The sequence below is a fragment of the Alcaligenes sp. PF14 genome (assembly GCF_037150615.1).
In the GTDB taxonomy this organism is placed as follows: domain Bacteria; phylum Pseudomonadota; class Gammaproteobacteria; order Burkholderiales; family Burkholderiaceae_B; genus Alcaligenes; species Alcaligenes phenolicus.
Map to the genome: position 1 here is coordinate 361,615 of NZ_JBAGRS010000001.1, position 22,574 is coordinate 384,188.

Here is a 22,574-nt window from a genome sequence, read left to right on the forward strand (position 1 = left end):
GCTTAGCGACACTGATTAAGCAGGTACTGAACCAGCAAAGGCACGGGACGGCCTGTGGCGCCCTTGTCCTTGCCGCTGCGCCAGGCAGTGCCGGCGATGTCCAGGTGAGCCCAGCGGTACGCTTTGGTGAAGCGGGACAGGAAGCAGGCGGCGGTTACCGAACCGGCTGGTGGGCCACCAATATTGGCCATATCAGCAAAGTTCGAGCGCAGTTGCTCCTGGTAGGCGTCGTCCATGGGCATGCGCCATGCCGTGTCACCCGTTTGCTTGCCAGCTTGCATCAGTTCATCAGCCAGGTCGTCGTCGGTCGAGAACAGGCCGGTGTTGACGTGGCCCAGAGCGACCACGCAAGCGCCGGTCAGGGTGGCCATATCAATCACGGCAGCGGGTTTGAAGCGCTCGACGTAGGTCAGGGCATCGCACAGGACCAGACGGCCTTCGGCGTCCGTGTTCAGGATCTCGATGGTCTGGCCAGACATGCTGGTCACGACGTCGCCCGGTTTATTGGCGCGGCCGCTGGGCATGTTCTCGCAAGAAGCCACTACAGCGATCACTTCACGGTCGATGTTCAGTTCGGCAATGGCGCGCATGGTGCCTAGAACGCTGGCAGCACCGCCCATGTCGTACTTCATTTCGTCCATATTGCCGGCTGGCTTGATGGAGATACCGCCCGAGTCGAAGGTCAGGCCCTTACCCACCAGAACGATAGGACCGTCCTCGTGTTTGGTCTTGGTGTTGGGGGTATGGCGCAGCACGATGAACGCAGGCGGTTCATCCGAGCCCTTGGCCACCGACAGGAACGAACCCATCTTCAAGGCTTCGATCTGCTTGCGCTCCAGCACTTCGGCCTTCAGCGTCTTGAATTCCTTGGCCAACTGCTTGGCGGTTTTGCCCAGGTAGGTAGGAGTGCAGATATTGCCGGGCAGGTCGGCCAGCAAGCGAGTCAGGTTGACGCCGTTACCAATGGCCTGACCTTGCTCCAGACCGGCCTTGGCTTCGCTGGCTTGGGTGCGGGCCGTCCACAGCAGGAACTGGCTCAGCTGGGGAGCAGGTTCGGGCTTGCTGAACGTGGCGGTGTAGCGGTAGCTGGCGCGGCATACGGCCACGGCAGCGTCCTGAGCGCGGCTGCGCAAGGTGGTGCCTTTGCAATCAATGCTGGCCAGGGCAGAAACGGCTTCTTTCAGGTCTGCTTTCAGGCAGTAAGAAGCAAGGCAGGCCTGGGCTTGCGTATGAGTTGCTGCTTTGTATTCCTCTTGAGCGCCTAAGCCGACTAAAATAACGCGTTCGGCCTTAACACCGGGCAGATTGCGCAGCACCAGGTGGGTATTGGGCTTGCCTTTAAACTCGGCTTTGACAGCAGCGCTCACAGCTCCGTTGCTGGCGCGGTCGATAAGTTCCGCTGCGGGGCTTAGAATGCCCTCGGCAAAGACGCCTACGCCTAGTGCGGCCGTCTTAATTTGGTGCAAAGAAGCGGATGTCTGTGTGCTAAATTCCATTCAACTATCCTCAGTGTGTCGCAAATCGTACCTGCGATTATCTCGCAAATTCTCATATGTCTCTATTTAAACGCTCTGCGGTATCCGAAATCTTAAGTCACAGTGGCGTTGTACTGTCCACTTTGCTGATTGTGTGGCTTAGTGTACTTCTGGTGCGTTTGTTAGGCGAAGCGGCCAATGGCACGATTGGCCCTGACGTGGTGCTGGGTCTGGCCGCCTTTTCCAGTATTACCGCCTTGCCGATTATTCTGGCCGTTTCCCTGTTCATTGCCGTGCTCACTACGGTGACGCGCAGCTTTCGGGAATCCGAAATGGTGGTCTGGTTTGCCAGCGGCCTGTCCTTGAAAAACTGGGTAACGCCCGTTTTGCAGTGTGCAGTGCCGGTTGCCATTCTGATTGCCGTTCTGACCTTGCAGGCTTCGCCATGGGCTTATCGTCAGATTGCCGAGTACCGCCAGCGTTTTGAGCAGCGCTCGGACCTGAGTAAGGTGACCGCCGGGCAGTTTATCGAGTCCGATGATGGTGCCCGTGTGTTTTACGCCGACTCCCCAGAAAAAGAAGGGGATGAGCTGGGTAATGTGATCGCCCGCGTGATCGACCCGCAGTGGCTCAGCATTGTGACTGCGCAAAGTGCCCGCATGGAAGAGCAGCCCAATGGCGATCGCTTTCTGGTCTTGAGCGAAGGCCATCGCTACGACTTGAAGCCCGGTCAGGCTGAATTCCGTATGGTGGACTTTGAAAGTTATGGCATGCGTCTGGAGAGCCGTGATGCAGGCAATACCGCTGAAACGATCCGCGCCCGTGCCGAGCAGCAGATCAAGGCTCGTCAAACCACCTTGTTACTCAGTGATGACGATGCCGAGGCGCGCTCACAGATCATGTGGCGCTTGGCTTTGCCCCTGGCGGCACTGAATCTGGCCTTGCTGGCGATTCCTCTGGGAGCGGTGAATCCCAGGATGGGACGCTCAGGCAATATTCTGGTGGCTGGTCTGGTAGGTCTGCTCTATATGAACCTGATCAACCTCTCGCGCGGCTGGATTCGTAATGGCCAATTGGGTTTTGAAATCGGTTTGTGGCTGGTTCATGCCATCTTCTTGCTGATCATGCTCTTCATGATGTGGCGTAAATTGCGCATCAAGGCACCTAAACCGCCAGCAGTAAGCTGATCGGCAAAAGGGGGCGTCCAGCCCCCTTTTTGTGCCTGTCGAATGGCTTTTTGATCGGTTTGGCGGCTCAAGCCCCATCCAGCAAATCCTGCCGCTCTTCCACTGACTGCTTCAGAAAGTGCCACAGCCGAGTCAGGCTGGGGTTCTGGCGTTGCTCTTCATGACAGAACATCCAGAAGCGTCGACGCAATTGCACCTGGTCGGGTAGAACACAACGCAGGCGCGGATCGGTTTTTGCCAGGAAGCAGGGCAGAACGGCAATTCCTTGCCCCTGCAAGGTGGCCTGGTACTGCGCAATCACGCTGGTGCTGCGAAAGCGTACGGCGGCGGATCTGACGATTTCTTCCAGATAGCGCAGGCTGTCGCTGAACACCAGATCATCCACATAGGCAATAAAGCGATGCTGGGACAAATCCTGCACGCTTTCTATGGGCGGATGGCTGTTCAAATAATCCTGATGGGCATAGAGCCGCAAGCTGTAGTCTGCCAGGCGCGTACACCAGTAAGGGCCGCGTTGGGGGCGCTCCAGTGCAATGGCCAAGTCGGCATCCCGGCGTGACAGACTGATAGGGCGGGGTACAGGCAAAAGCTCCAGGGTCAGCTCTGGGTATTGGGCCTGGAAAATGCTGAGCAAGGGCGTCAGCACATAGCTGCCAAAGGCTTCGGTGCAGCCCAGGCGCAGCTTGCCGGTCAAGGGTCTGGCCTTGCCCGTAATCGCATCGCGAGCCGCCAGCAAGCGGCTCTCTACCGGCTCCATGCGTTGCTGCAGATTCTGCCCTTCGCTGGTCAGGCTATAGCCGCTGACCGTGGATTTGTGGAACAGCCGCAAGCCCAGCTCCTGCTCCAGCGCCTGGATACGGCGTGCCACGGTGCTGTGTTGAACGCCCAGCCGTTGAGCGGCAACGCTGATACGCTGGCAGCGGGCCACTTCCAGAAAGTAACGCAGATTATCCCAGTCCATCGTGATGGGCCCGCCCTGAAAAAGACTTGTGCATAAATGCCCAGCTCCTGTGCATTTTTCAACATGGTAAACGGGTCTTGAGGCTTCTACACTCGATGAGAACCCTCATACAAGTGGGATAACAAATAAGGCTTAGCCGCCTGAGCAATTCATTGGAGACATGCTATGACGGAAGTGGTTCGTGTACCTTTGCTGATCGATGGACAACATGTTCAATCCAAGAGCACCCGTTGGGACGATGTGCTCAATCCAGCCACCCAGGAAGTCGTGGCCCAAGTGCCTTACGCCACGATGGAAGAGCTGGAAACCATTATTGCCAGCTCGGCCAAGGCTTATGAGAGCTGGCGTCATTCCAGCCAGGGCGCGCGCATGCGCGTCATGCTGAATCTGCAGCGTCTGGTGCGTGAAAACAGTGCCAAGCTGGCTGAAGCCATCTCGCGTGAACACGGCAAGACTATGCCTGACGCTGAAGGTGAAGTAGGCCGCGGCCTGGAAGTGATCGAATACGCGTGTTCCATTGCTTCGATGCAATTGGGCGAATACGCAGAAAACGCTGCGGGCGGTATTGATGTCTACACCCTGATCCAGCCCTTGGGCGTGTGTGCCGGTGTGACCGCGTTCAACTTCCCGGTGATGCTGCCCTGCTTCATGTTCCCGCTGGCTGTGGCTTGCGGTAATACCTTCGTGCTCAAGCCTTCCGAGCAGGATCCTAGCGCCAGTCTGATGCTGGCTGAACTGGCTCTGGAAGCTGGCCTGCCTCCAGGAGTGCTGAACGTGGTCCACGGCGGTGCAGATATTGCCAATGCCCTGGTGACCCATCCTGAAGTCAAGGCTGTGTCCTTTATTGGTTCGACGGCCGTTGGCACCGAAATTCACCGTCGTGCCACTGAAGCAGGCAAGCGCTCGCAAGCCATGATGGGCGCCAAGAACCACTGCATTGTGATGCCTGATGCGGATCGTGATGTGGCGATCAACCAATTGCTGGGCGCTGCTTTTGGCGCGGCCGGCCAGCGCTGCATGGCGATCTCGGTAGCCGTGATGGTCGGCGAAACTGGCGAGTGGGTTGATGAACTGGTCAAACGTGCTGCCACCATGAAGGTCAACGTAGGTACGGACCGTCAGGCCGATCTGGGCCCCTTGGTCTCGCCGCGTGCTCGCCAGCGTGTGGAATCCTTGATTGAAGCCGGTGTACAGGAAGGTGCCAGCCTCTTGCTGGATGGTCGTGGCGTGAAAGTGCCTGGCTATGAAAGCGGTAACTTTGTCGGCCCAACCATCTTCAATGATGTGAAAGCCGATATGCGCATTTACGAAGAAGAAATCTTCGGACCCGTGCTGTGCATTGTGCGTGTCAATACGCTGGAAGAGGCGGTGCAGTTCATCAACCGCAACCCCAACGGTAATGGCGTGTCCATCTTCACCCAGGACGGCGGCCATGCGCGCTACTTCCAGAACCGTATTGACGTAGGCCAGATCGGTATCAATATTCCTATCCCTGTGCCGGTGGCCTGGTTCAGTTTTACTGGCTCGCGTGCGTCCAAGCTGGGTGATCTGGGTCCGAACGGCAAACAAGCCGTTCAGTTCTGGACACAGACCAAAACCGTGACGGCCCGCTGGCAAGCTCATGCCAATACGATGAATACAACAATCAGCATGACGTAATTGTTGAATCTATATATATAACTTAATGCAATAAGCGAGCTGTTCCTTATTACATATAATAGCCCTGTACCTGGGGCTATTAACATATGAATATTCAACAATTCCGCTTTGTCCGAGAGACCATCCGACGTAACTTCAATCTGACTGAAGCCGCTCGCTCGCTCTATACCTCCCAGCCGGGGGTGTCCAAAGCGATCATCGAGTTTGAAGATGAACTGGGCATCAAGATTTTTGAACGTCATGGAAAACGCATTAAGGGCTTGACCCGACCGGGCGAAGCTGTCGCCGAGGTGATCGACCGCATCATGCGCGAGATCGACAACCTCAAGCGTGTCAGCGACGACTTCGCCCGCCGTGATGAAGGCACCTTGGTGATCGCTTGTACCCACGCCCAGGCACGATATTTGCTGCCCAAGGTGATCCCTGAATTCCGCCGTCGCTTTCCCAAGGTCCATATGTCCTTGGCTGAAGGCAGCCCGCCTGTGCTGGCCCAGATGGTGATACACGAGCAGGCTGACGTGGCCATCGCTACCGAAACCCTGGCATTGACGCCGGGCCTGGTCGCTTTGCCGGTCTACACCTGGGAGCATACGGTGGTGGTGACGCCGGATCATCCACTGGCTGATCTGCCTGCCAACAAGCAGCTGTCCATTGAAACCCTGGCGCAGTACCCCATCGTGACTTATGACCATGCTTTCTCGGGTCGAGGTTCGATCGACGAGGCCTTTGCCAAGCATGGCATCACTCCGGATATTGTGCTGGAAGCTATTGATGCTGACGTGATCAAAACCTACGTTGATGTCGGTCTGGGTATCGGTATCATCGCAGGCATCGCGTTCGATCCGCGTCGTGACAAAGGTCTGGTGGGCCTGCCAGCGGGGCATTTGTTTGGCGCACACCACACCAAGGTGGCGGTGAAAGCCGGGGCTTTCCTGCGTGACTATATTTTTGAACTGCTGGAGATGCTGGCACCGGAATTGACCCGGGATGTGGTGCTGAGCGCTCTGGATGAGAAACAAGCTGGTGGCCCGTTGTAGAGCTAGCCGCTGTTTAGTTGGAAATACGGGCCATCGTGATTACACGGTGGCCCTTATTGTTTGTGCGGTCGGCGTGGTTTTGCAGGGCAGGTGAGAGCTTATGGTCAAAGGCTATAAGTAAAAACTGAAACAAGCTATCGACTCAATTGACTATGATAATAAGAATGATTATCATTATCCAACTTTCTTAGCCAATGGAGCTTCCTGTGTCTCAATACGTCAGTGCAGTCGTGGTTGGAGCAGACCGTCTGGGGAACATTCCCGACTTGCTCAAGATCCACAATATCTCGATCAAACATCATATTAGCGGGCGTGATCCAGCCCACCAGAAAAAAACCCTGCAGTTGCCTTCCGGCACCGATTTGCTGATTTTGCTGACCGACTTCCTGGGTCACAACGTCATGAAAACCTTCCGGGCTGCTGCCTTGAAGTCCGGTATTCGAGTAGTTGCCTGCCGACGCTCGGTTTGTAGCATGAAGCAAGCCTTAACCCAATGCGGCTATTGTGAATCTTGTCCGCTCGGTAAGTCCAAGAGCCACTAGATTGGCGGCATGACTTACTGGGGCAAAGAAGGAATCTTTACAGATCAAAAAAAAGCCACTGTTATGAAACAGTGGCTTTTTTGTGTGCTGCCGGTTTGGCAGCAGGGCGGTCTTATTTGACGCTACGCAAACGAGCTTCCGACTGCTGCGTATCGGCAGCCGCCAGACGGCGTGCGCCGTTATAGCGTTTTTTCCAGTAACCCACTTCCATGTTCTCGACGCGGACAACAGCGCCAGTGCGAGGGGCGTGGACAAATTTGTCATCACCCAGGTAAATGCCTACGTGAGAGAAACGAGCGCCACGAGTATTGAAGAAGACCAGGTCACCTTTGCGCAGCTCGCTACGGTTAACCGAAGTGCCTTCTTTGGCAATGTCCTTGGATTGGCGGGGTAGCTTCAGACCCAGGGACTTTTCAGCCACGTAGGACACCAGACCGCTGCAATCAAAGCCAGTGCTGGGAGCATCGCCACCAAAACTGTACTTCACGCCCAGGAAGTCCAGGGCGGCGTTGGCAAGGCCGTGGGTAGAGGAAGAAGCTTGGCTACTGCGGCTTTCGGCGCGCCCTTGGCGACGATCGCTGCTGTAAGCAATATTGATGTCGTTACGAGCGCGGTTGGCTAGATATGTACCCAGCGGGTCGGACTCGGTCTGGAATTCGTAGTCGGCGTAATAGCCGTGATCCAGTTCTGCACGATCTTTGTTCTGGCTGGACTGTTGAGTTCCAGTGGTGGCACACCCTGTCAGAGCGAGCGCGCCGGCTAACAAAAGATACTTGGCGCTGCGATAGGTAATGTGCAAAAGTGCGGGTGGATTCAGGTAATGTGGCGGCATGACCAGGGCTTTTTTAAGGACTTGGTGGGCAGCAGCACAACCTTGATGCCTATTTTTGCTGAAATTAGCAGCAATTGATGGGTATCAGGGCTGTAAGTATGGCTAAAAGCACCATACTTTGCCGGACGTTGCTGTGCGTTGAATGTTTGGCAGTGTACCGGATGATAATTGCACCGTAAAGCATTGTAGGAGTGTATTTTGCGATTGAATCATACTGTTGCAAAGTGCGGCTGACAGCGGTTTTCAGGCCCTGTGCATGGGTCCAGTGCTCTTCTTGCTGACTTGTTGAAAGTTAGCCGAAATAGAGCGAAGTTTTACTGTTTATAGGGATTGAATGATGCGATTTATGGGACAAGCCCTAGGGAAAGCCCTGAACGAAGGAGTACGGCTGCGCGAGTTGTGGGCTTGGGCTATGTATGATTTCGCAAACTCTGGCTACACCACCGTCATTTTGACCAGTGTTTACAGTGCCTATTTTGTTGGTGTCGTCGCCGAAGGCCGCAGCTGGGCTACCTTGGCGTGGACCTTGGCCTTGTCCGCTTCGTATTTGAGCATCATGTTGACCATGCCGGGGCTCGGTGCAAAAGCCGATGCACGTCAAGGCAAAAGGCGACTTTTGTTCAGCAGCACCATAGGCTGTGTGTCGGCAACCGTGATGCTGTATTGGGCCGGTCCCAATGACATCGTCTGGGCCCTGGTTTTTATCGCTTTATCCAATTATTGCTACTGCATAGGCGAGTCCATCATCGGCGCTTTCTTGCCGGAAATTGCCCGGCCTGACGCCTTGGGGCGTGTCTCCGGTTGGGGCTGGGGTTTTGGCTATTTTGGTGGCATGTTGGCCTTGGGCCTTTCCCTGGCTTTTCTTACCTGGGCGACATCGCAAGGATGGACGGCTCAAGAGTATGTGCCCGGTATCGCCCTGATTACGGCTGCCTTGTTTGCCTTGTCGGCCTTGCCTTCTTTTCTGTTTCTGCGCGAACGCAGTGCACCCAGCGGGGCAGAGCAGCAGGGCATGTTGTCGCGCCTGATTGCATCGGCGCGGGATGTGCATCAGCATTTTCCCGATTTCCGCACCTTGTTGTTATGTGGTGCTGCTTATCAAGCCGGGATTGCCGTCATTATTACCTTGTCGGCGGTGTACGCCACCGAGGCCATGGGTTTCACCATGGCGCAAACCATGACGCTGATCTTTACCGTCAATATTGCGGCCGCTGTGGGGGCTTTGTTGTTTGGTCATGTGCAGGATCGCATCGGCCATAGACGTGCTCTGGCACTGACGCTGTGTGCCTGGCTGGTCATGGTGGGCATTGCTGTCAGCACGCGTTCCCTGGCGGGGTTCTGGGCGGCGGCAGCCGTCGCCGGGCTATGCATAGGGAGTAGCCAAAGTGCGGGGCGAGCCATGGTTGGCCTGCTGGCTCCCAAGAGTCGTCTGGCTGAATTTTTCGCCTTGTGGACCTTTGCCATTCAACTGGCCGCAGTATGTGGTCCGCTGTCTTACGGTCTGGTGACTTGGCTAAGCGGCGGGAACCACCGCTTGGCTCTGGCCTGCACGGGATTATTCTTTCTGGCGGGCCTGCTGATCCTGTCGCGTTTGAATTTTCAGCGCGGCATTTTGGCCAAGAATCAAGCCGATCTCAGTTGTCAGGATTGAGTAAGTAAGGCGCGTTACGTTTATATAAAATTAAGCTGGGCTGCCCATGCGCGGCCCAAAAAAAACACCAAATCTGGAAAATAAAGGAGCCAACACCATGAGCGGTCCAACGTCTATTGAATCCGTCCTGTCGGAAAGCCGAGTCTTTCCCGTGTTCCCTAAACTGGAACGCGAAGCAAGCATTGCTGGCATGGCGGCCTACCAGGAGCTTTGCCAGAAAGCCGAGCAGGACAACCCCGGTTTCTGGGCGGAGTTGGCCCGTGATCGTCTGGTCTGGACCAAGCCTTTTACCCAGGTTCTGGACGACAGCAAGCCCCCGTTTTACAAGTGGTTCCATGATGGCGAGCTGAACGTCTCGGCCAACTGTCTGGACAAGCACCTTGGCACCCCCACTGAAAACAAAACTGCACTGATCTTTGAAGCCGACGGCGGTGAAGTCACCAAAGTGACCTTCCGCGAACTGTATGAACAGGTTTGCCAGTTTGCCAATGGTTTGAAAGCCCTGGGTTACAAGACGGGCGAACGTGCCCTGATCTACATGCCCATGTCGGTGCAGGCCATTGTGGCCATGCAAGCATGTGCCCGTTTGGGTATTACTCACTCCGTCGTGTTTGGTGGTTTCTCGGCCAAGAGCCTGCACGAACGTGCCGTGGACGTGGGTGCCTCCCTGGTCATTACCGCTGACGAACAGCGTCGTGGTGGCCGTGCCATCCCCCTGAAAAATGCAGTTGACGAAGCCCTGAGCGGCGGTGACTGCGAAGCCGTGCGTCACGTCATTGTGTACAAACGCACGGGCGGCCCCGTTGCCTGGCATGAAGGTCGCGATCTGTGGTGGGAAGATGCTGTCAAAGGTCAAGGCAGCGAGTGCCCAGCCGTGTCCGTGAATGCAGAGCACCCTCTGTTTGTTCTGTACACCTCCGGCTCTACGGGCAAGCCTAAAGGCGTGCAGCACTCCTCGGCAGGTTATCTGCTGGGTGCCATGCTGAGCGTGCAGTGGACCTTCGATGCCAAGGACAGCGATGTGTTCTGGTGTACCGCCGATATCGGTTGGGTAACAGGCCACACCTTCATCACTTACGGCCCTCTGGCTGCTGGCGTGACGCAGGTTGTGTTTGAAGGCGTGCCTACCTACCCGGATGCTGGCCGTTTCTGGAACATGATTGAACGCCACGGCGTGACGGTGTTCTACACCGCACCTACCGCTATTCGCTCCTTGACCAAGGCAGCCGAAGCGGACGAGGCCATTCATCCCAAGCAATACAATCTGGATACCCTGCGCATCATCGGTTCGGTGGGTGAACCCATCAACCCCGAAGCCTGGATGTGGTATTTCAAGAATGTGGGCCGCGAGCGTTGCCCTATTGTGGATACCTGGTGGCAAACGGAGACCGGCGGTCACGTCATTACTCCCTTGCCTGGCGCCACTCCCCTGAAACCCGGTTCCTGCGGCCTGCCGTTCCCCGGCATGGACGTTGCCATTGTGGACGAGGTGGGTGAAGAAGCGGAACGCGGCAATGGCGGCTTCCTGGTCATTCGCAAGCCTTGGCCCAATATGATCCGTACCATCTGGGGCGATCCAGACCGTTTCGTGAAAAGCTACTTCCCCCCCGAGCTGAAAGGCTATTACCTGGCCGGTGACGGCGCACAGCGTGATACTGACGGTTACTTCTGGGTCATGGGCCGTATCGACGACGTGCTGAACGTTTCGGGTCACCGCTTGGGCACGATGGAAGTGGAGTCTGCCCTGGTGGCACACCCGCTGGTCGCTGAAGCCGCTGTTGTGGGCAAGCCTGACCCAACGACAGGTGAAGCCATTGTGGCCTTTGTGGTGCTGAATGGCGATCTGCCTTCCGGCGAAGAGGCCGACAAGGTTGCCACTGAGCTGCGCAATTGGGTAGGCAAGGAAATCGGTCCTATCGCCAAGCCTCGTGAGATCCGCTTTGGTGAAAACCTGCCCAAGACACGTTCGGGCAAGATCATGCGTCGTTTGCTGCGCTTTGTTGCCAATAACGAGCCGATCACCCAAGACGTATCCACGCTGGAGAATCCGGCCATTCTGGATCAGTTGTCCGAAGCACACTAATTTTTTTGGTAGTTCCTGTTTGACCCTGGTTTCTTTGCAGAGCCAGGGTTTTTTTATTTCTCCTGATTATTTTGTTACTGAAAACCTGCGCAGTGTGGAATTAGCCTAGCATTGAGTCCGTGGCCAAAACATCGGTCCATGAATTCAAAGAAAAGGGGAAAGGTTTGAGCGGGGAACAGCAGGCAGACAGGGGTGCTTTGGCGCTGATGGGCTTGGTGGTACTGACCTGGGGCATGAGCTGGGTCGTGATGAAGGCGATGACTGTCTACATCGGGCCAGTGGATCTGATTGCAGCACGTTATGCGGTGGCATTTGTTTTTTTATGGCTGGTGCTGCGTCTTAAAGGCGGGCATTTACGGCCTACGCCATGGAAGCTGAGCCTGGGTGTTGCCATTTTCCAGACTACCGGCTTTCAACTGCTTAGCCAGTTTTCCTTGCAAGCCGGTGGGGCAGGCAAGATGGTGGCCCTGGCCTACACCATGCCAATCTGGATTCTGCTGTTGTCCTGGCCCATGTTGGGGCAACGACCTCAGAAACGTCACGTAATGGGTATGGTGCCCGCGATTTTGGGCTTGATGCTTCTGATTGCGCCCTGGGAAGGAATGGGCGGCATACTTGGTTCGGTTCTGGCGACATTGAGTGGCGTGAGCTGGGCCTTGGGGGCGGTTTTCTCCAAACAGCTATTTGAGCGTCATCGAGTGGAGCTGCTCAATGCCACAGTCTGGCAGTGTCTTCTGGGGATTGTGATTGTTCTGCCCTTGAGCTTCCTGATTTCCCAGCGTCCTATCGTGATGGAATGGCAGATGTTCAGTGGCGTTCTGTACCTGGGCGTGATTGCAACTGGGGTAGGTTGGCTGCTGTGGATGGCGGTAGTCAGTCGTGTCAGCGCGACCTTGGCGGGGATGTCCAGTCTGGGCGTGCCTGCACTGACTGTTTTGCTGGCCTGGCTGTTGTTGGACGAATGGCCAACTCAACTGGAGTTAATGGGGACAGGCCTGATTCTATTGGGGCTGTTCGTAGTGAACTGGCCCAGCCGATCTCGCAAGTCATAGAGCAAAAAAAAAGCCACCCTGAGGGGTGGCTTTTTCGACATTAATACTTCTGGCCTTGGCGGTGACACCAAGGCCAGATTTGTTTTTACATGCCGTTGTACACCGGACCTTCGCCGCCTTGCGGGGGAACCCAGACGATATTCTGGGTGGGGTCCTTGATGTCACAGGTTTTGCAGTGCACGCAGTTCTGTGCATTGATCTGCAGCTTGTCGTCGCCGGTTTCAGTCTTGATGAACTCGTATACGCCAGCCGGACAGAAACGGGCTTCGGGGCCACCGTAGCGAGCTAGGTTCACCGCCACAGGAACGGACGGATCTTTCAGCGTCAGGTGGACAGGTTCGTCTTCTTCGTGGTTGGTGTTTGAAATAAACACGGAGCTGAGACGATCGAAGGTGATCTTGCCATCTGGCTTGGGGTAGTCGATACGCGCGCATTCGGCTGCAGGCTGCAAACAGGCGTGGTCAGGCTTGTTGTTGCGCAGTGTCCAAGGCATTTTTCCTTTGAACAGGCCTTGCTCCACAAAGGTCATGACGGATGCAATCGAGCGGCCTTTCTTGAACCATTGCTTGAAGTTGCGGGCCTTGTTCAGCTCCTCATGCAGCCAGGACTGTTTGAACTTTTCGGCAAATTGTGACAGCTCGTCTTGCTTGCGTCCGGCTTGCAAGGCTTCAAAAGCGGCCTCAGCGGCCAGGGAGCCGGATTTGATCGCAGCGTGGCTACCCTTGATGCGCGAAGCATTCAGGAAACCGGCATCACAACCGACCAAAGCACCACCGGGGAAGCTGAGCTTGGGCAGCGCCAGCAGACCACCGGCGGTCAGGGAGCGAGCCCCGTAAGCAATGCGCTTGCCGCCTTCAAACGTGGCGCGCAGGGCAGGGTGGGTTTTGTAGCGCTGAAATTCTTCAAAGGGAGACAGCCAGGGGTTGGCGTAATCCAGACCGACTACCATCCCGACCATGACCAGATTGTTATCCAGGTGGTACAGGAAAGAGCCGCCGTAGGTGTCCGAATCCAGTGGCCAGCCAGCGGTGTGGATCACCAGGCCGGGCTGCGATTGGGAGGGGTCTACTTCCCATAATTCTTTAATGCCAATGCCGTAGCTTTGGGCATTGCGGGACTCGTCCAGCTTGAAACGCTCGGTCAGCTCACGGCCCAGGTGGCCACGCGAACCTTCGGCAAAAATGGTGTAGGACGCCAGCAGTTCCATGCCGGGTTGATAGTGGGCGGTGTGCGTGCCGTCGCGGGCCACACCCATATCGCCCGTCAGGACGCCACGGACCGCGCCGTTGTCGTCATACAGAATGTGGGCAGCGGCAAAGCCGGGGAAAATATCCACGCCCAGGGCCTCGGCCTGTTCACCCATCCATTGCACGACATTGCCCAGGCGAACAATGTAATTGCCATGGTTTTTAAAACAGTCAGGCAGCAACCACATCGGGGTGCTGCGTGCGCCTTTTTCGGTCAGGAAAAGGAATTTGTCTTCAGTCACTTCTACCGAAATAGGAGCGCCTTGCGCTTTCCAGTCTGGCAGCAGCTCGTCCAGGGCGCGCGTGTCCATGACAGCGCCTGACAGGATATGGGCACCCACTTCAGCGCCTTTTTCCAGGACACAGACGCTGATTTCTTGTTCTTTTTCTTGGGCGAGCTGTTTAAGACGTATCGCGGTGGCCAGGCCTGCAGGGCCAGCGCCGACGATAATAACGTCATATTCCATCGATTCACGTTCAGACATTGCTGCTGATCTCCTATTACGGCTTAGCGCTTTGTTCTTGATTGTTGGCGGGTGAAATTCGTGTACTGTGCGTACGGTCGATTGTATTGTAGTCTGAGCAATCCCGTTTTGAGTTCAGAGGCCAGAGGCAGTGCCCCTTGGCTTCCGGCTTCATCAGTAAATATCAGTAAGGAGAGCATGTAATGACACAAGTAGTAGATTCTGGTGCAGGAGCCACTTTTGATATTGCCGTGCGCTGGGGCGATCTGGATGCCATGAATCATGTTAACAATACGGTCTACTTTCGCTACATCGAGGAAGCCCGTGTCCAGTTAATGATGAAGCTGGGCATGGTGCCACCTTCTCCACGTACCGGGGTGCTGGCGCACGCCAGCCTGGATTTCCTGCGTTCGGTCCTGTATCCGGCCACTGTGCGGATTGTGCACAAATTGCTGAAAGTCGGTGGCAGCAGCATTGAGTTGGAAGTCTTTGTATGTGACGCAAATCAAGCTGATGTCATTTATGCACGTGGCCGCTGTGTGCTCGTGTCCATTAACCCCCAAGGCGGCTCACAACCTTGGACCGAAGATGAGCGTAAACAGATACACTCGGTTTTTCAGGGTTAAGCTTTACGTATACGGAAAGCATAGTCAAGTCGTAGAATGCCTGATAGCACTGTATGGTGCATAGCGGCATTATTGGACAAAGTTTGCTGTTTAGGCCAATTAAAGAGTTATTGGAGAGTCAATTGAATAAAGTCTATCCAAGCGCCAAGGAGGCGTTGCAGGGGGTCGTTGCCGACGGACAGACAGTCGCTGTAGGTGGATTCGGCCTGTGCGGAATTCCCGAAGCGCTGATTGCTGCGCTGCGCGATAGCGGAGTCAAAAACCTGACCTGCATTAGCAATAATGCCGGGGTGGATGGCTTTGGTCTGGGTCAGTTGCTGGAAACACGCCAGATCCGCAAGATGATTTCCTCCTATGTGGGCGAAAACAAGGAGTTCGAGCGCCAGTATCTGGCGGGCGAGCTGGAACTGGAGTTCACTCCTCAGGGCACACTGGCTGAAAAGCTGCGTGCCGGTGGCGCAGGCATCCCTGCGTTCTTTACCGCAACGGGTGTGGGCACTATCGTGGCTGACGGTAAGGAAATCCGCGAGTTCAACGGTCAGCAATACGTGATGGAAGAGGCCCTGGTGCCCGATGTATCGCTGGTTAAAGCTTACAAGGCCGACCGCAGCGGCAACCTGGTGTTTCGCAAGACCGCGCGCAACTTCAACCCGAACGTGGCCATGGCTGGAAAAATCACCATTGTCGAGGTCGAGGAAATTGTCGAGACCGGCAGCCTGGACCCGGATGATGTGCATTTGCCCGGTATTTATGTGCACCGTATCGTGCTCAATGCCCAGCCCGAAAAGCGCATTGAACAGCGTACCGTTCGTTCTTCCTGATTAGCGAGGCAAGATAATAATGGCTTGGAATAGAGATCAAATGGCGGCACGCGCCGCTCTGGAGCTTCAGGACGGCTTTTACGTCAACCTGGGTATCGGTTTGCCTACGCTGGTTGCCAACCACGTGCCCGAAGGTATTGAGGTCTGGCTGCAGTCGGAAAACGGTTTGCTGGGTATCGGCCCCTTTCCGACTGAGGACAAGATTGACGCTGACCTGATCAACGCAGGCAAGCAAACCATCACCACCTTGCCCGGTTCGTCCATCTTTTCCTCGGCAGACTCGTTTGCCATGATTCGCGGCGGCAAGATCAATATCGCGATTCTGGGTGCCATGCAGGTGTCGGAAAAGGGTGATCTGGCCAACTGGATGATCCCCGGCAAGATGATCAAGGGTATGGGTGGTGCCATGGACCTGGTCGCTGGCGTTGGCCGTGTCGTGGTTCTGATGGAACACGTGGCCACCAAGAAAGACGGCACAGAAGACCTGAAAATTCTGCCTTCTTGCACCTTGCCCCTGACGGGCGTGGGGGTAGTTGACCTCATCATTACCGATCTGGGGGTGATGGAAGTGACGGAAAATGGTTTAAAGTTGCTTGAGTTGGCACCAGAAGTCAGCCTTGAGTACATTCAGTCCAAGACAGGCGTCCCGCTGGACGTCAGTGCTTTGGCCTGATCGGTCTCTCTGGCTAAAAAAGCTTCGGCGCGAGTCGGAGCTTTTTTTATGCTTGATCGGTGCGTGAACGCTGTTTATGTAAAGGAAGTTGGCATGGCCCATCCCCCCGTTGCCGCACGCTTGCAGGCGCTGCGCGAACAAATGCAATTTCAGTCCGTGCAGGCAAGTATCTGGCCTACATCTGACCCCCATCTGTCTGAATACCTGCCCGATCGCTGGAAAAGCCGTCAGTGGCTAAGCGGATTTGTCGGGTCGGCCGGGCTCCTGGTGGTGACGGCAGATTGGGCCGGTTTGTGGACCGATAGCCGTTATTGGGAACAGGCTGCCAAGGAGCTGGAAGGTAGCGGCATTCAATTGCAACGTGCGGGCGAGGCCGGGGTGCCGGAGCCAGCCAACTGGCTGGCGGAACATTTGCCTGCCCAGTCGCGAGTCGCACTGGATAGCCAGTCGGTGTCGGCACAAAGTCTGCTGGCCTGGCAAAAAGCGACGCCAGAGCTGGAATGGGTTCTGGAGGCTGACTTGCTCAGCCCTATCTGGACGGAGCGACCTGCTGCACCTGTTGGTCAGGTGGTGGAGCATTTACCCCCGTTTGCCTGCCGCACTCGTCAGGAAAACTTGAGCAGCACGCGGGCGGCCATGCAGGAGCAGGGGGCACATTGGCATTTGCTGAGTGCGCTCGATGATATTGCCTGGACCTTGAATTTACGCGGCAGCGATGTGTCCTATAACCCGGTGTTCCTGTCGTACCTGCTGATAGGCCCGGATCAGGCGTTTCTGTTTGTGGATAGCAACAAGCTGTCAGCAGGCATACAGGAGGCGCTGGCTGTGGATGGCGTGCAAGTTCAAGGCTATACCGAACTGTCCTCCTTCATGCGCGCCTTGCCGGCATCCATGCCCATCTTGCTGGATATGGCTCGGACCACGGCCTGGGCCGCCCAACTGGCTGCGCATTTGAATGTGGTCGAACACATCAATCCCGCTCAATTGCTCAAGTCCTGCAAGACCGATGCCGAGCTGGATCATGTGCGTGAAACCATGGAAAAAGACGGCGCTGCCTTGTGCGAGTTCTTTGCCTGGTTTGAACAGCAAAGCGATGTCAATGAGCTGGATGTGGACGAACATATCTGCGCGGCGCGTGCTCGTCAGGAAGGTTTTGTCAGCCCCAGCTTTGGCACGATTGCCGCCTATAACGCCAATGGTGCCATGCCGCACTATCAGGCTTCCCAGCAGTCCCATGCCCACATCGACGGCAATGGTTTATTGCTGATCGACTCGGGTGGGCAGTATCAGGGCGGGACGACCGACATTACCCGTGTAGTGCCGGTAGGTCAGGTGTCTGCCGAGCAGATTCGTGACTTCACGCTGGTGCTCAAAGGCATGGTGTCCTTGTCCATGCTGGTGTTCCCGGAAGGCATTGCCGGTCAGCAAATTGATGTACTGGCCCGTCAGCCTTTGTGGGAGCAGGGCCTGGACTTTGGTCATGGCACTGGCCATGGCGTGGGTTACTTCATGAATGTGCATGAAGGCCCGCAGTCCATTTCCTGGCGCGGTCGTATCGGGCCTCATTCCGCCATGCGTGCCGGCATGATTACCTCCAACGAGCCTGGCTTGTACCGTCCCGGCCAATGGGGCATTCGCATCGAGAATCTGGTGGCGGCGGTTCCGGCCCTGCGCAGCGAGTACGGGCAGTTCCTGCGTTTTGAAACCCTGACCCTGTGCCCCATTGATACGCGTTGTATAGATGCCGCACTACTGACGGCTGCCGAGCGTAACTGGCTCAATGAATATCATCAGCAAGTGCGTGAACGTCTCTTGCCTCGTGTTCAGGGGGATGCACGCAAGTGGCTTGAGCAAAGGACGCAGGCGATCTGATCGCCACCCTCTGCTCTTGTCAATAGCTGCAAGGGCTAGTGGTATTTCCGCTGTGAAATGCCACTAGTCGGGTCGCCAAGCATGGGCGCTTGCCGTTATAATCCAAATTTCCCGCTATCGCCTGATTTGACCTCAGGCGCCTTTTATAATGACCACCAAATATGTATTCGTAACGGGAGGCGTTGTGTCCTCCCTGGGCAAAGGTATTGCGGCTGCATCCCTGGCTGCCATCCTGGAGTCCCGCGGTTTGCGCGTGACTATGCTCAAGCTGGATCCCTACATCAACGTAGATCCGGGCACCATGAGCCCCTTCCAGCACGGTGAAGTGTTTGTTACTGAGGATGGTGCGGAAACCGACCTGGACCTGGGCCACTACGAGCGCTTTATTTCCGCTCGCATGCGCAAGGTCAACAACTTCACCACGGGCCAGATTTACGAATCCGTGCTGCGCAAAGAGCGTCGCGGGGACTATCTGGGCAAGACCGTGCAGGTTATCCCGCACATCACCAACGAAATCCAGGATTTCATCATTCGTGGCGCCAAGGCTGCCTACAATGGTGAGGCCGATGTTGCCATCGTCGAGATCGGCGGCACAGTGGGTGATATCGAATCCCAACCTTTCCTGGAAGCTGCTCGCCAGATGAATCTGCGTCTGGGCCGCAACAACACCGCTTTTGTTCACCTGACGCTGGTGCCTTTCATTGCATCGGCAGGCGAGCTGAAAACCAAACCTACCCAGCACTCGGTGCAAAAGCTGCGTGAAATCGGTATTCACCCACACGCTTTGCTGTGCCGTGCGGATCGCGTCATTCCTGACGACGAACTGGCCAAGATTTCGCTGTTCTCCAACGTGCCCATGGACGCCGTGATTTCGGTGTGGGACGCGGATTCCATCTACAAGATTCCAGCCATGCTGCACAAGCAAGGTCTGGACAGCCTGGTGTGCGATGCACTGGCGCTGTCGCCTCCACCGGCTGATCTGTCCATGTGGGATCGTCTGGTACAGGCCCTGGAAAATCCGGAGCACGAAGTGCGTATCGGTATGGTCGGCAAGTACGTAGACCTGACCGAATCCTACAAGTCGCTCAGCGAAGCACTGGTTCACGCCGGTATTCACACCCGTACCCGTATCAATATCGAGTACCTGGATTCCGAAGTCATCGAGAACGAAGGCACCGATTGCCTGAAAGGTCTGGACGCCATTCTGGTGCCAGGCGGCTTTGGCAAACGCGGTACCGAAGGCAAGATTCGCGCCATTCAATACGCTCGTGAAAACGGCGTGCCATTCCTGGGTATCTGCCTGGGCATGCAATTGGCGGTGGTTGAATTTGCTCGCAATGTGGGCAATCTGGTGGGCGCGAACTCGACCGAATTCGATCCATCGGCCGTGCACCCGGTTGTGGCCTTGATTACCGAATGGGCAGACCGCGAAGGCAAGATTGAGCACCGTGATGGTTCCTCCGATTTGGGCGGCACCATGCGCAAGGGCGCACAGCGTTGCCCAGTGAAGCCAGGTTCGCGTGCTGAAGCCATTTACGGTCCGGAAGTAAATGAACGTCACCGCCACCGTTTCGAAGTGAATACCTTGTATGTGCCACGTCTGGAAGAAGTGGGCATGGTGATTTCCGCTCGTACTCCTACCGAGAACCTGCCAGAAATCATGGAATTGCCTGATCATCCCTGGTTCATGGGCGTGCAATTCCATCCGGAATTCACTTCCACTCCGCGTGATGGCCATCCGCTGTTTACCAGCTATATCAAAGCTGCTCTGGACTACCAGAAAAAATCAGCCTGATAATTTGGTATGACTGAAAAGGCCCGCGCTACGCGGGCTTTTTCATTCGGGGCGACAGAGTGTGTTGCCCGCTTTCCTGGGGGTTGTCATGATCGAACAGCTGGATCATTTGGTGCTCACCTGTACCGACCCGCAAGCCACAACCCATTTCTATACACAAGTGTTGGGCATGAAGCAGGAAGTCTTTGGGCAAGGACGCATTGCCTTCAGCTTTGGCTCGCAAAAGATCAATTTGCATGTGCGTGGGCAGGAGTTCGAGCCCAAGGCGCATTTGCCGGTGCCGGGGGCGCTGGACCTGTGCTTTATTGCCAGCATTCCGCTGGAGCAGGTGATCGCGCATCTGCAGTCACAAGCTTGGCCCATTATTGAAGGGCCGGTGCAGCGTACAGGAGCTACCGGCCCGATTCGCTCAGTCTATGTGCGCGACCCGGACTTGAACCTGATCGAAATCTCCGAACGATTGGGCTGACAGGCTTGCTGCACTGCGGTGCAGCAGCGCCGTCAGGAATGTGGGAGAATGCAGAAATACTGAAACGAGGTCTATTATGGATTTATGCGGTTACGACGTTGGCCTGGATCGGCCCTTTTTTCTGATCGCTGGCCCTTGTGTGATTGAATCGCGTCAAATGGCGTTTGATACAGCGGGCCAGCTTGCTGAGATTACTTCGGCTCTGGGTATCCCCTTTATCTACAAAAGCTCGTTTGACAAGGCCAACCGGAGTTCGGACAAGTCTTATCGTGGCCCCGGCATGGCCGAAGGCCTGCAGATTCTGGCGGATGTGCGCTCGCACTACAAAGTGCCGGTCCTGACCGATGTGCACGACAAGGACCAGGTCGATGATGTGGCGGCCGTCGTGGATGTGCTGCAAACCCCGGCTTTCCTGTGCCGTCAGACCGACTTTATTCAGGCCTGCGCTGCTACCCTGAAACCCGTGAATATCAAGAAGGGCCAGTTCCTGGCTCCTCAGGATATGGTGCAGGTGGTGGCAAAAGCACGTGCGGCAGCGATGGAAATGGGCGGAGATGGCTCCACCATCATGGTCTGTGAGCGTGGTGCTTCCTTTGGCTACAACAACCTGGTGTCCGATATGCGGTCCCTGGCGATCATGCGCGCCACGGATTGCCCGGTCGTGTTTGATGCCACGCACTCGGTACAGTTGCCGGGCGGGCAGGGCACGACATCGGGTGGTCAGCGTGAGTTTGTGCCCGTCCTGGCGCGTGCTGCTGTCGCAGCGGGTGTGTCGGGCGTGTTCATGGAAACTCACCCTAACCCGGACAAGGCCTTGTCTGACGGCCCGAATGCTGTCCCTCTGTCGCAGATGGCAGACTTGCTGCGGACATTGCAGCAGATCGATTCGATTGTTAAAAACAGCGGTGCCTTGCAGCACGGCTATTAAAAGTAGTTTGGAGACACTATGTCCGCATTTTTGATTGCTAATGTCGAAGTAACCAACCCCGAGCAGTACAAGCAGTACCAGGAGTTTTCCAGCATTGCCATGAAAACCCACAACGTGAAAGTGTTGGTACGTGGCGGTGAAACGGTCACTCTGGAAGGCAATGCGCCTTTGCGTACCGTGGTTATGGAGTTCGACACACTGGAACAGGCCCAGGCGTTCCACGATTCCGAGGAATACCGCCGTGCTCGTCAAGCACGTGAGGGTGCTGCCAACATGACGATGTACGTGGTGCAGGGTCTGTAAGAAGCGGACTACGCCATGTAGTCAGGCAGGAAAAAGGGAGTGTGAAAACACTCCCTTTTTTGATGCTTGCAGGGACACAGCCCGACCTTCTTGAGCACGATGGCAGGAAGGAGTTGTGTGGCTGTTTAGAAACGCGGATCACGCAGGGCTGGTAGGGTCAGCTCGCGTATGAAGCTGGCGGGAGACAGTTGCAGCAGGCTACGCACAATCGTGAGCACGTCATGCACTGGAATCGTCTCGCCCTGGTCACGCTCTGCGGCGGCGTGCAGTGGCACATCCAGGCCGTCTTCCGTATTCAGGTAGCCCAGTTGCAGGCAAGTGACGGCCAGGCCTTGATCTCTATAGCCTTCACGCAGACTGTCTGCCAAACCATTCAAGGCAAATTTTGTTGCTCCGAAGGCAACTTCTGGGCGACCGCTTTGACGCAGACCCGAGGTGGAGCCAGTCAGAATCAGGCGGGGCTGTTTGCTGCGCAGTAAATGAGGCAGCAGATGACGTATGGCCAATAAGGCTCCAGTCAGATTCACATCGATCAGACGACGGATGGCCTGATCGTTTTGCGACAGAAAATCGTAATCCTCACTGAAGGCAGTGTCTTCCCAAATCCCAAGGTTATAAATCAGCACGTCCAGTGATTCCGGGCAGGCGGCTGCTAATTGGCTGGCGGCGTCAGGCTGGGACAAGTCGGCACTGATCCAGTGTTGATTGATGCCGGGATCGGGACTGAGCGGGCTGGCCGATGGCGCGGGTGTCCGGCGAGCCACGCCATAAAGCGTGTTGCCGTCTTGGGCCAGGCCGTCCATCAAGGCGCGTCCCAGCCCCATGCTGGCACCGACAATCATGATATTCATACTGTTTTCCTGTGGGGGGGATGTGCTTGGAAAGCGGTGCTTTCCG

20 protein-coding genes are annotated in these 22,574 nt (G+C 56.0%); 15 read left to right on the forward strand and 5 right to left on the reverse strand.

The genetic code is table 11. The annotated features are described in order from the left end of the window. Positions 1 to 2: 2 nt before the first annotated feature. A complete protein-coding gene (locus WFM49_RS01640) occupies positions 3 to 1,496 on the reverse strand; it encodes a leucyl aminopeptidase (protein ID WP_009456557.1) in 1,494 nt (497 codons plus the stop codon). Positions 1,497 to 1,552: 56 nt separating this feature from the next. Between WFM49_RS01640 and lptF the strand changes: the two genes are divergently transcribed. Next, complete coding sequence (gene lptF, locus WFM49_RS01645) at positions 1,553 to 2,662, forward strand: LPS export ABC transporter permease LptF (RefSeq protein ID WP_021446865.1); 1,110 nt, start codon at positions 1,553 to 1,555, stop codon at positions 2,660 to 2,662. Positions 2,663 to 2,729: 67 nt separating this feature from the next. On the opposite strand, the gene WFM49_RS01650 is transcribed toward lptF, so the two are convergent. Beyond that, positions 2,730 to 3,623 carry a LysR family transcriptional regulator gene (locus tag WFM49_RS01650; RefSeq protein WP_336971342.1) on the reverse strand — a complete coding sequence of 298 codons (894 nt, stop codon included), beginning with the start codon at positions 3,621 to 3,623 and terminating at the stop codon, positions 2,730 to 2,732. A 165-nt stretch (positions 3,624 to 3,788) separates the two neighbouring features. On the opposite strand from WFM49_RS01650, the gene WFM49_RS01655 reads away from it, so the two are divergent. From WFM49_RS01655 to WFM49_RS01665, 3 genes are all read left to right on the forward strand, one after another. Next, positions 3,789 to 5,282 (forward strand): CoA-acylating methylmalonate-semialdehyde dehydrogenase, encoded by a 1,494-nt coding sequence (locus WFM49_RS01655; RefSeq protein ID WP_009456555.1) that lies wholly within the window; start codon positions 3,789 to 3,791, stop codon positions 5,280 to 5,282. An 86-nt stretch (positions 5,283 to 5,368) separates the two neighbouring features. Next, a complete protein-coding gene (locus WFM49_RS01660) occupies positions 5,369 to 6,319 on the forward strand; it encodes a CysB family HTH-type transcriptional regulator (RefSeq protein WP_009456554.1) in 951 nt (316 codons plus the stop codon). Between the two features lie 194 nt (positions 6,320 to 6,513). Then, positions 6,514 to 6,861 (forward strand): DUF2325 domain-containing protein, encoded by a 348-nt coding sequence (locus WFM49_RS01665; protein ID WP_259672468.1) that lies wholly within the window; start codon positions 6,514 to 6,516, stop codon positions 6,859 to 6,861. A gap of 112 nt (positions 6,862 to 6,973) precedes the next feature. Here WFM49_RS01665 and WFM49_RS01670 read toward each other — a convergent pair whose 3' ends face one another. Beyond that, a complete protein-coding gene (locus WFM49_RS01670) occupies positions 6,974 to 7,693 on the reverse strand; it encodes a C40 family peptidase (protein WP_031232602.1) in 720 nt (239 codons plus the stop codon). Positions 7,694 to 8,039: 346 nt separating this feature from the next. On the opposite strand from WFM49_RS01670, the gene WFM49_RS01675 reads away from it, so the two are divergent. From WFM49_RS01675 to WFM49_RS01685, 3 genes are all read left to right on the forward strand, one after another. Beyond that, positions 8,040 to 9,344, forward strand: coding sequence for an MFS transporter (locus WFM49_RS01675; protein WP_026483086.1), 1,305 nt, complete (start codon positions 8,040 to 8,042; stop codon positions 9,342 to 9,344). A gap of 97 nt (positions 9,345 to 9,441) precedes the next feature. Next, positions 9,442 to 11,427 (forward strand): acetate--CoA ligase, encoded by a 1,986-nt coding sequence (gene acs / locus WFM49_RS01680; protein ID WP_026483085.1) that lies wholly within the window; start codon positions 9,442 to 9,444, stop codon positions 11,425 to 11,427. Positions 11,428 to 11,591: 164 nt separating this feature from the next. Further along, a complete protein-coding gene (locus WFM49_RS01685; protein ID WP_031232600.1) occupies positions 11,592 to 12,479 on the forward strand; it encodes a DMT family transporter in 888 nt (295 codons plus the stop codon). An 85-nt stretch (positions 12,480 to 12,564) separates the two neighbouring features. Here the strand turns inward: WFM49_RS01685 and WFM49_RS01690 are convergent, their stop codons facing one another. Beyond that, positions 12,565 to 14,211, reverse strand: a complete 1,647-nt coding sequence (locus WFM49_RS01690; protein WP_035272529.1) for an electron transfer flavoprotein-ubiquinone oxidoreductase — start codon at positions 14,209 to 14,211, stop codon at positions 12,565 to 12,567. A gap of 182 nt (positions 14,212 to 14,393) precedes the next feature. Here WFM49_RS01690 and WFM49_RS01695 point away from each other — a divergent pair, with 182 nt between their 5' ends. The 8 genes from WFM49_RS01695 (at position 14,394) to WFM49_RS01730 (ending at position 21,677) form a co-directional block, all read left to right on the forward strand. Beyond that, complete coding sequence (locus WFM49_RS01695; protein WP_009456536.1) at positions 14,394 to 14,816, forward strand: acyl-CoA thioesterase; 423 nt, start codon at positions 14,394 to 14,396, stop codon at positions 14,814 to 14,816. A gap of 122 nt (positions 14,817 to 14,938) precedes the next feature. Then, a complete protein-coding gene (locus WFM49_RS01700; RefSeq protein ID WP_009456533.1) occupies positions 14,939 to 15,637 on the forward strand; it encodes a CoA transferase subunit A in 699 nt (232 codons plus the stop codon). A gap of 19 nt (positions 15,638 to 15,656) precedes the next feature. After that, positions 15,657 to 16,310, forward strand: coding sequence for a CoA transferase subunit B (locus WFM49_RS01705; protein WP_009456529.1), 654 nt, complete (start codon positions 15,657 to 15,659; stop codon positions 16,308 to 16,310). A gap of 93 nt (positions 16,311 to 16,403) precedes the next feature. Then, on the forward strand, positions 16,404 to 18,182 hold the full coding sequence (locus WFM49_RS01710) for an aminopeptidase P family protein (RefSeq protein WP_336971350.1): 1,779 nt from the start codon (positions 16,404 to 16,406) through the stop codon (positions 18,180 to 18,182). Positions 18,183 to 18,330: 148 nt separating this feature from the next. Next, complete coding sequence (locus WFM49_RS01715; RefSeq protein WP_336971352.1) at positions 18,331 to 19,977, forward strand: CTP synthase; 1,647 nt, start codon at positions 18,331 to 18,333, stop codon at positions 19,975 to 19,977. A gap of 88 nt (positions 19,978 to 20,065) precedes the next feature. Next, complete coding sequence (locus WFM49_RS01720; RefSeq protein ID WP_009456523.1) at positions 20,066 to 20,446, forward strand: VOC family protein; 381 nt, start codon at positions 20,066 to 20,068, stop codon at positions 20,444 to 20,446. Positions 20,447 to 20,522: 76 nt separating this feature from the next. Continuing rightward, the gene (gene kdsA, locus WFM49_RS01725; RefSeq protein WP_009456521.1) at positions 20,523 to 21,374 is read left to right on the forward strand and encodes a 3-deoxy-8-phosphooctulonate synthase; all 852 of its coding nucleotides are present in this window, start codon (positions 20,523 to 20,525) and stop codon (positions 21,372 to 21,374) included. Between the two features lie 18 nt (positions 21,375 to 21,392). Then, positions 21,393 to 21,677, forward strand: a complete 285-nt coding sequence (locus tag WFM49_RS01730; protein WP_009456520.1) for a DUF1330 domain-containing protein — start codon at positions 21,393 to 21,395, stop codon at positions 21,675 to 21,677. A gap of 125 nt (positions 21,678 to 21,802) precedes the next feature. On the opposite strand, the gene WFM49_RS01735 is transcribed toward WFM49_RS01730, so the two are convergent. After that, positions 21,803 to 22,528: an SDR family NAD(P)-dependent oxidoreductase gene (locus tag WFM49_RS01735; RefSeq protein ID WP_254498981.1), complete on the reverse strand. Its 726-nt coding sequence runs from the start codon at positions 22,526 to 22,528 to the stop codon at positions 21,803 to 21,805. Positions 22,529 to 22,574 lie beyond the last annotated feature (46 nt).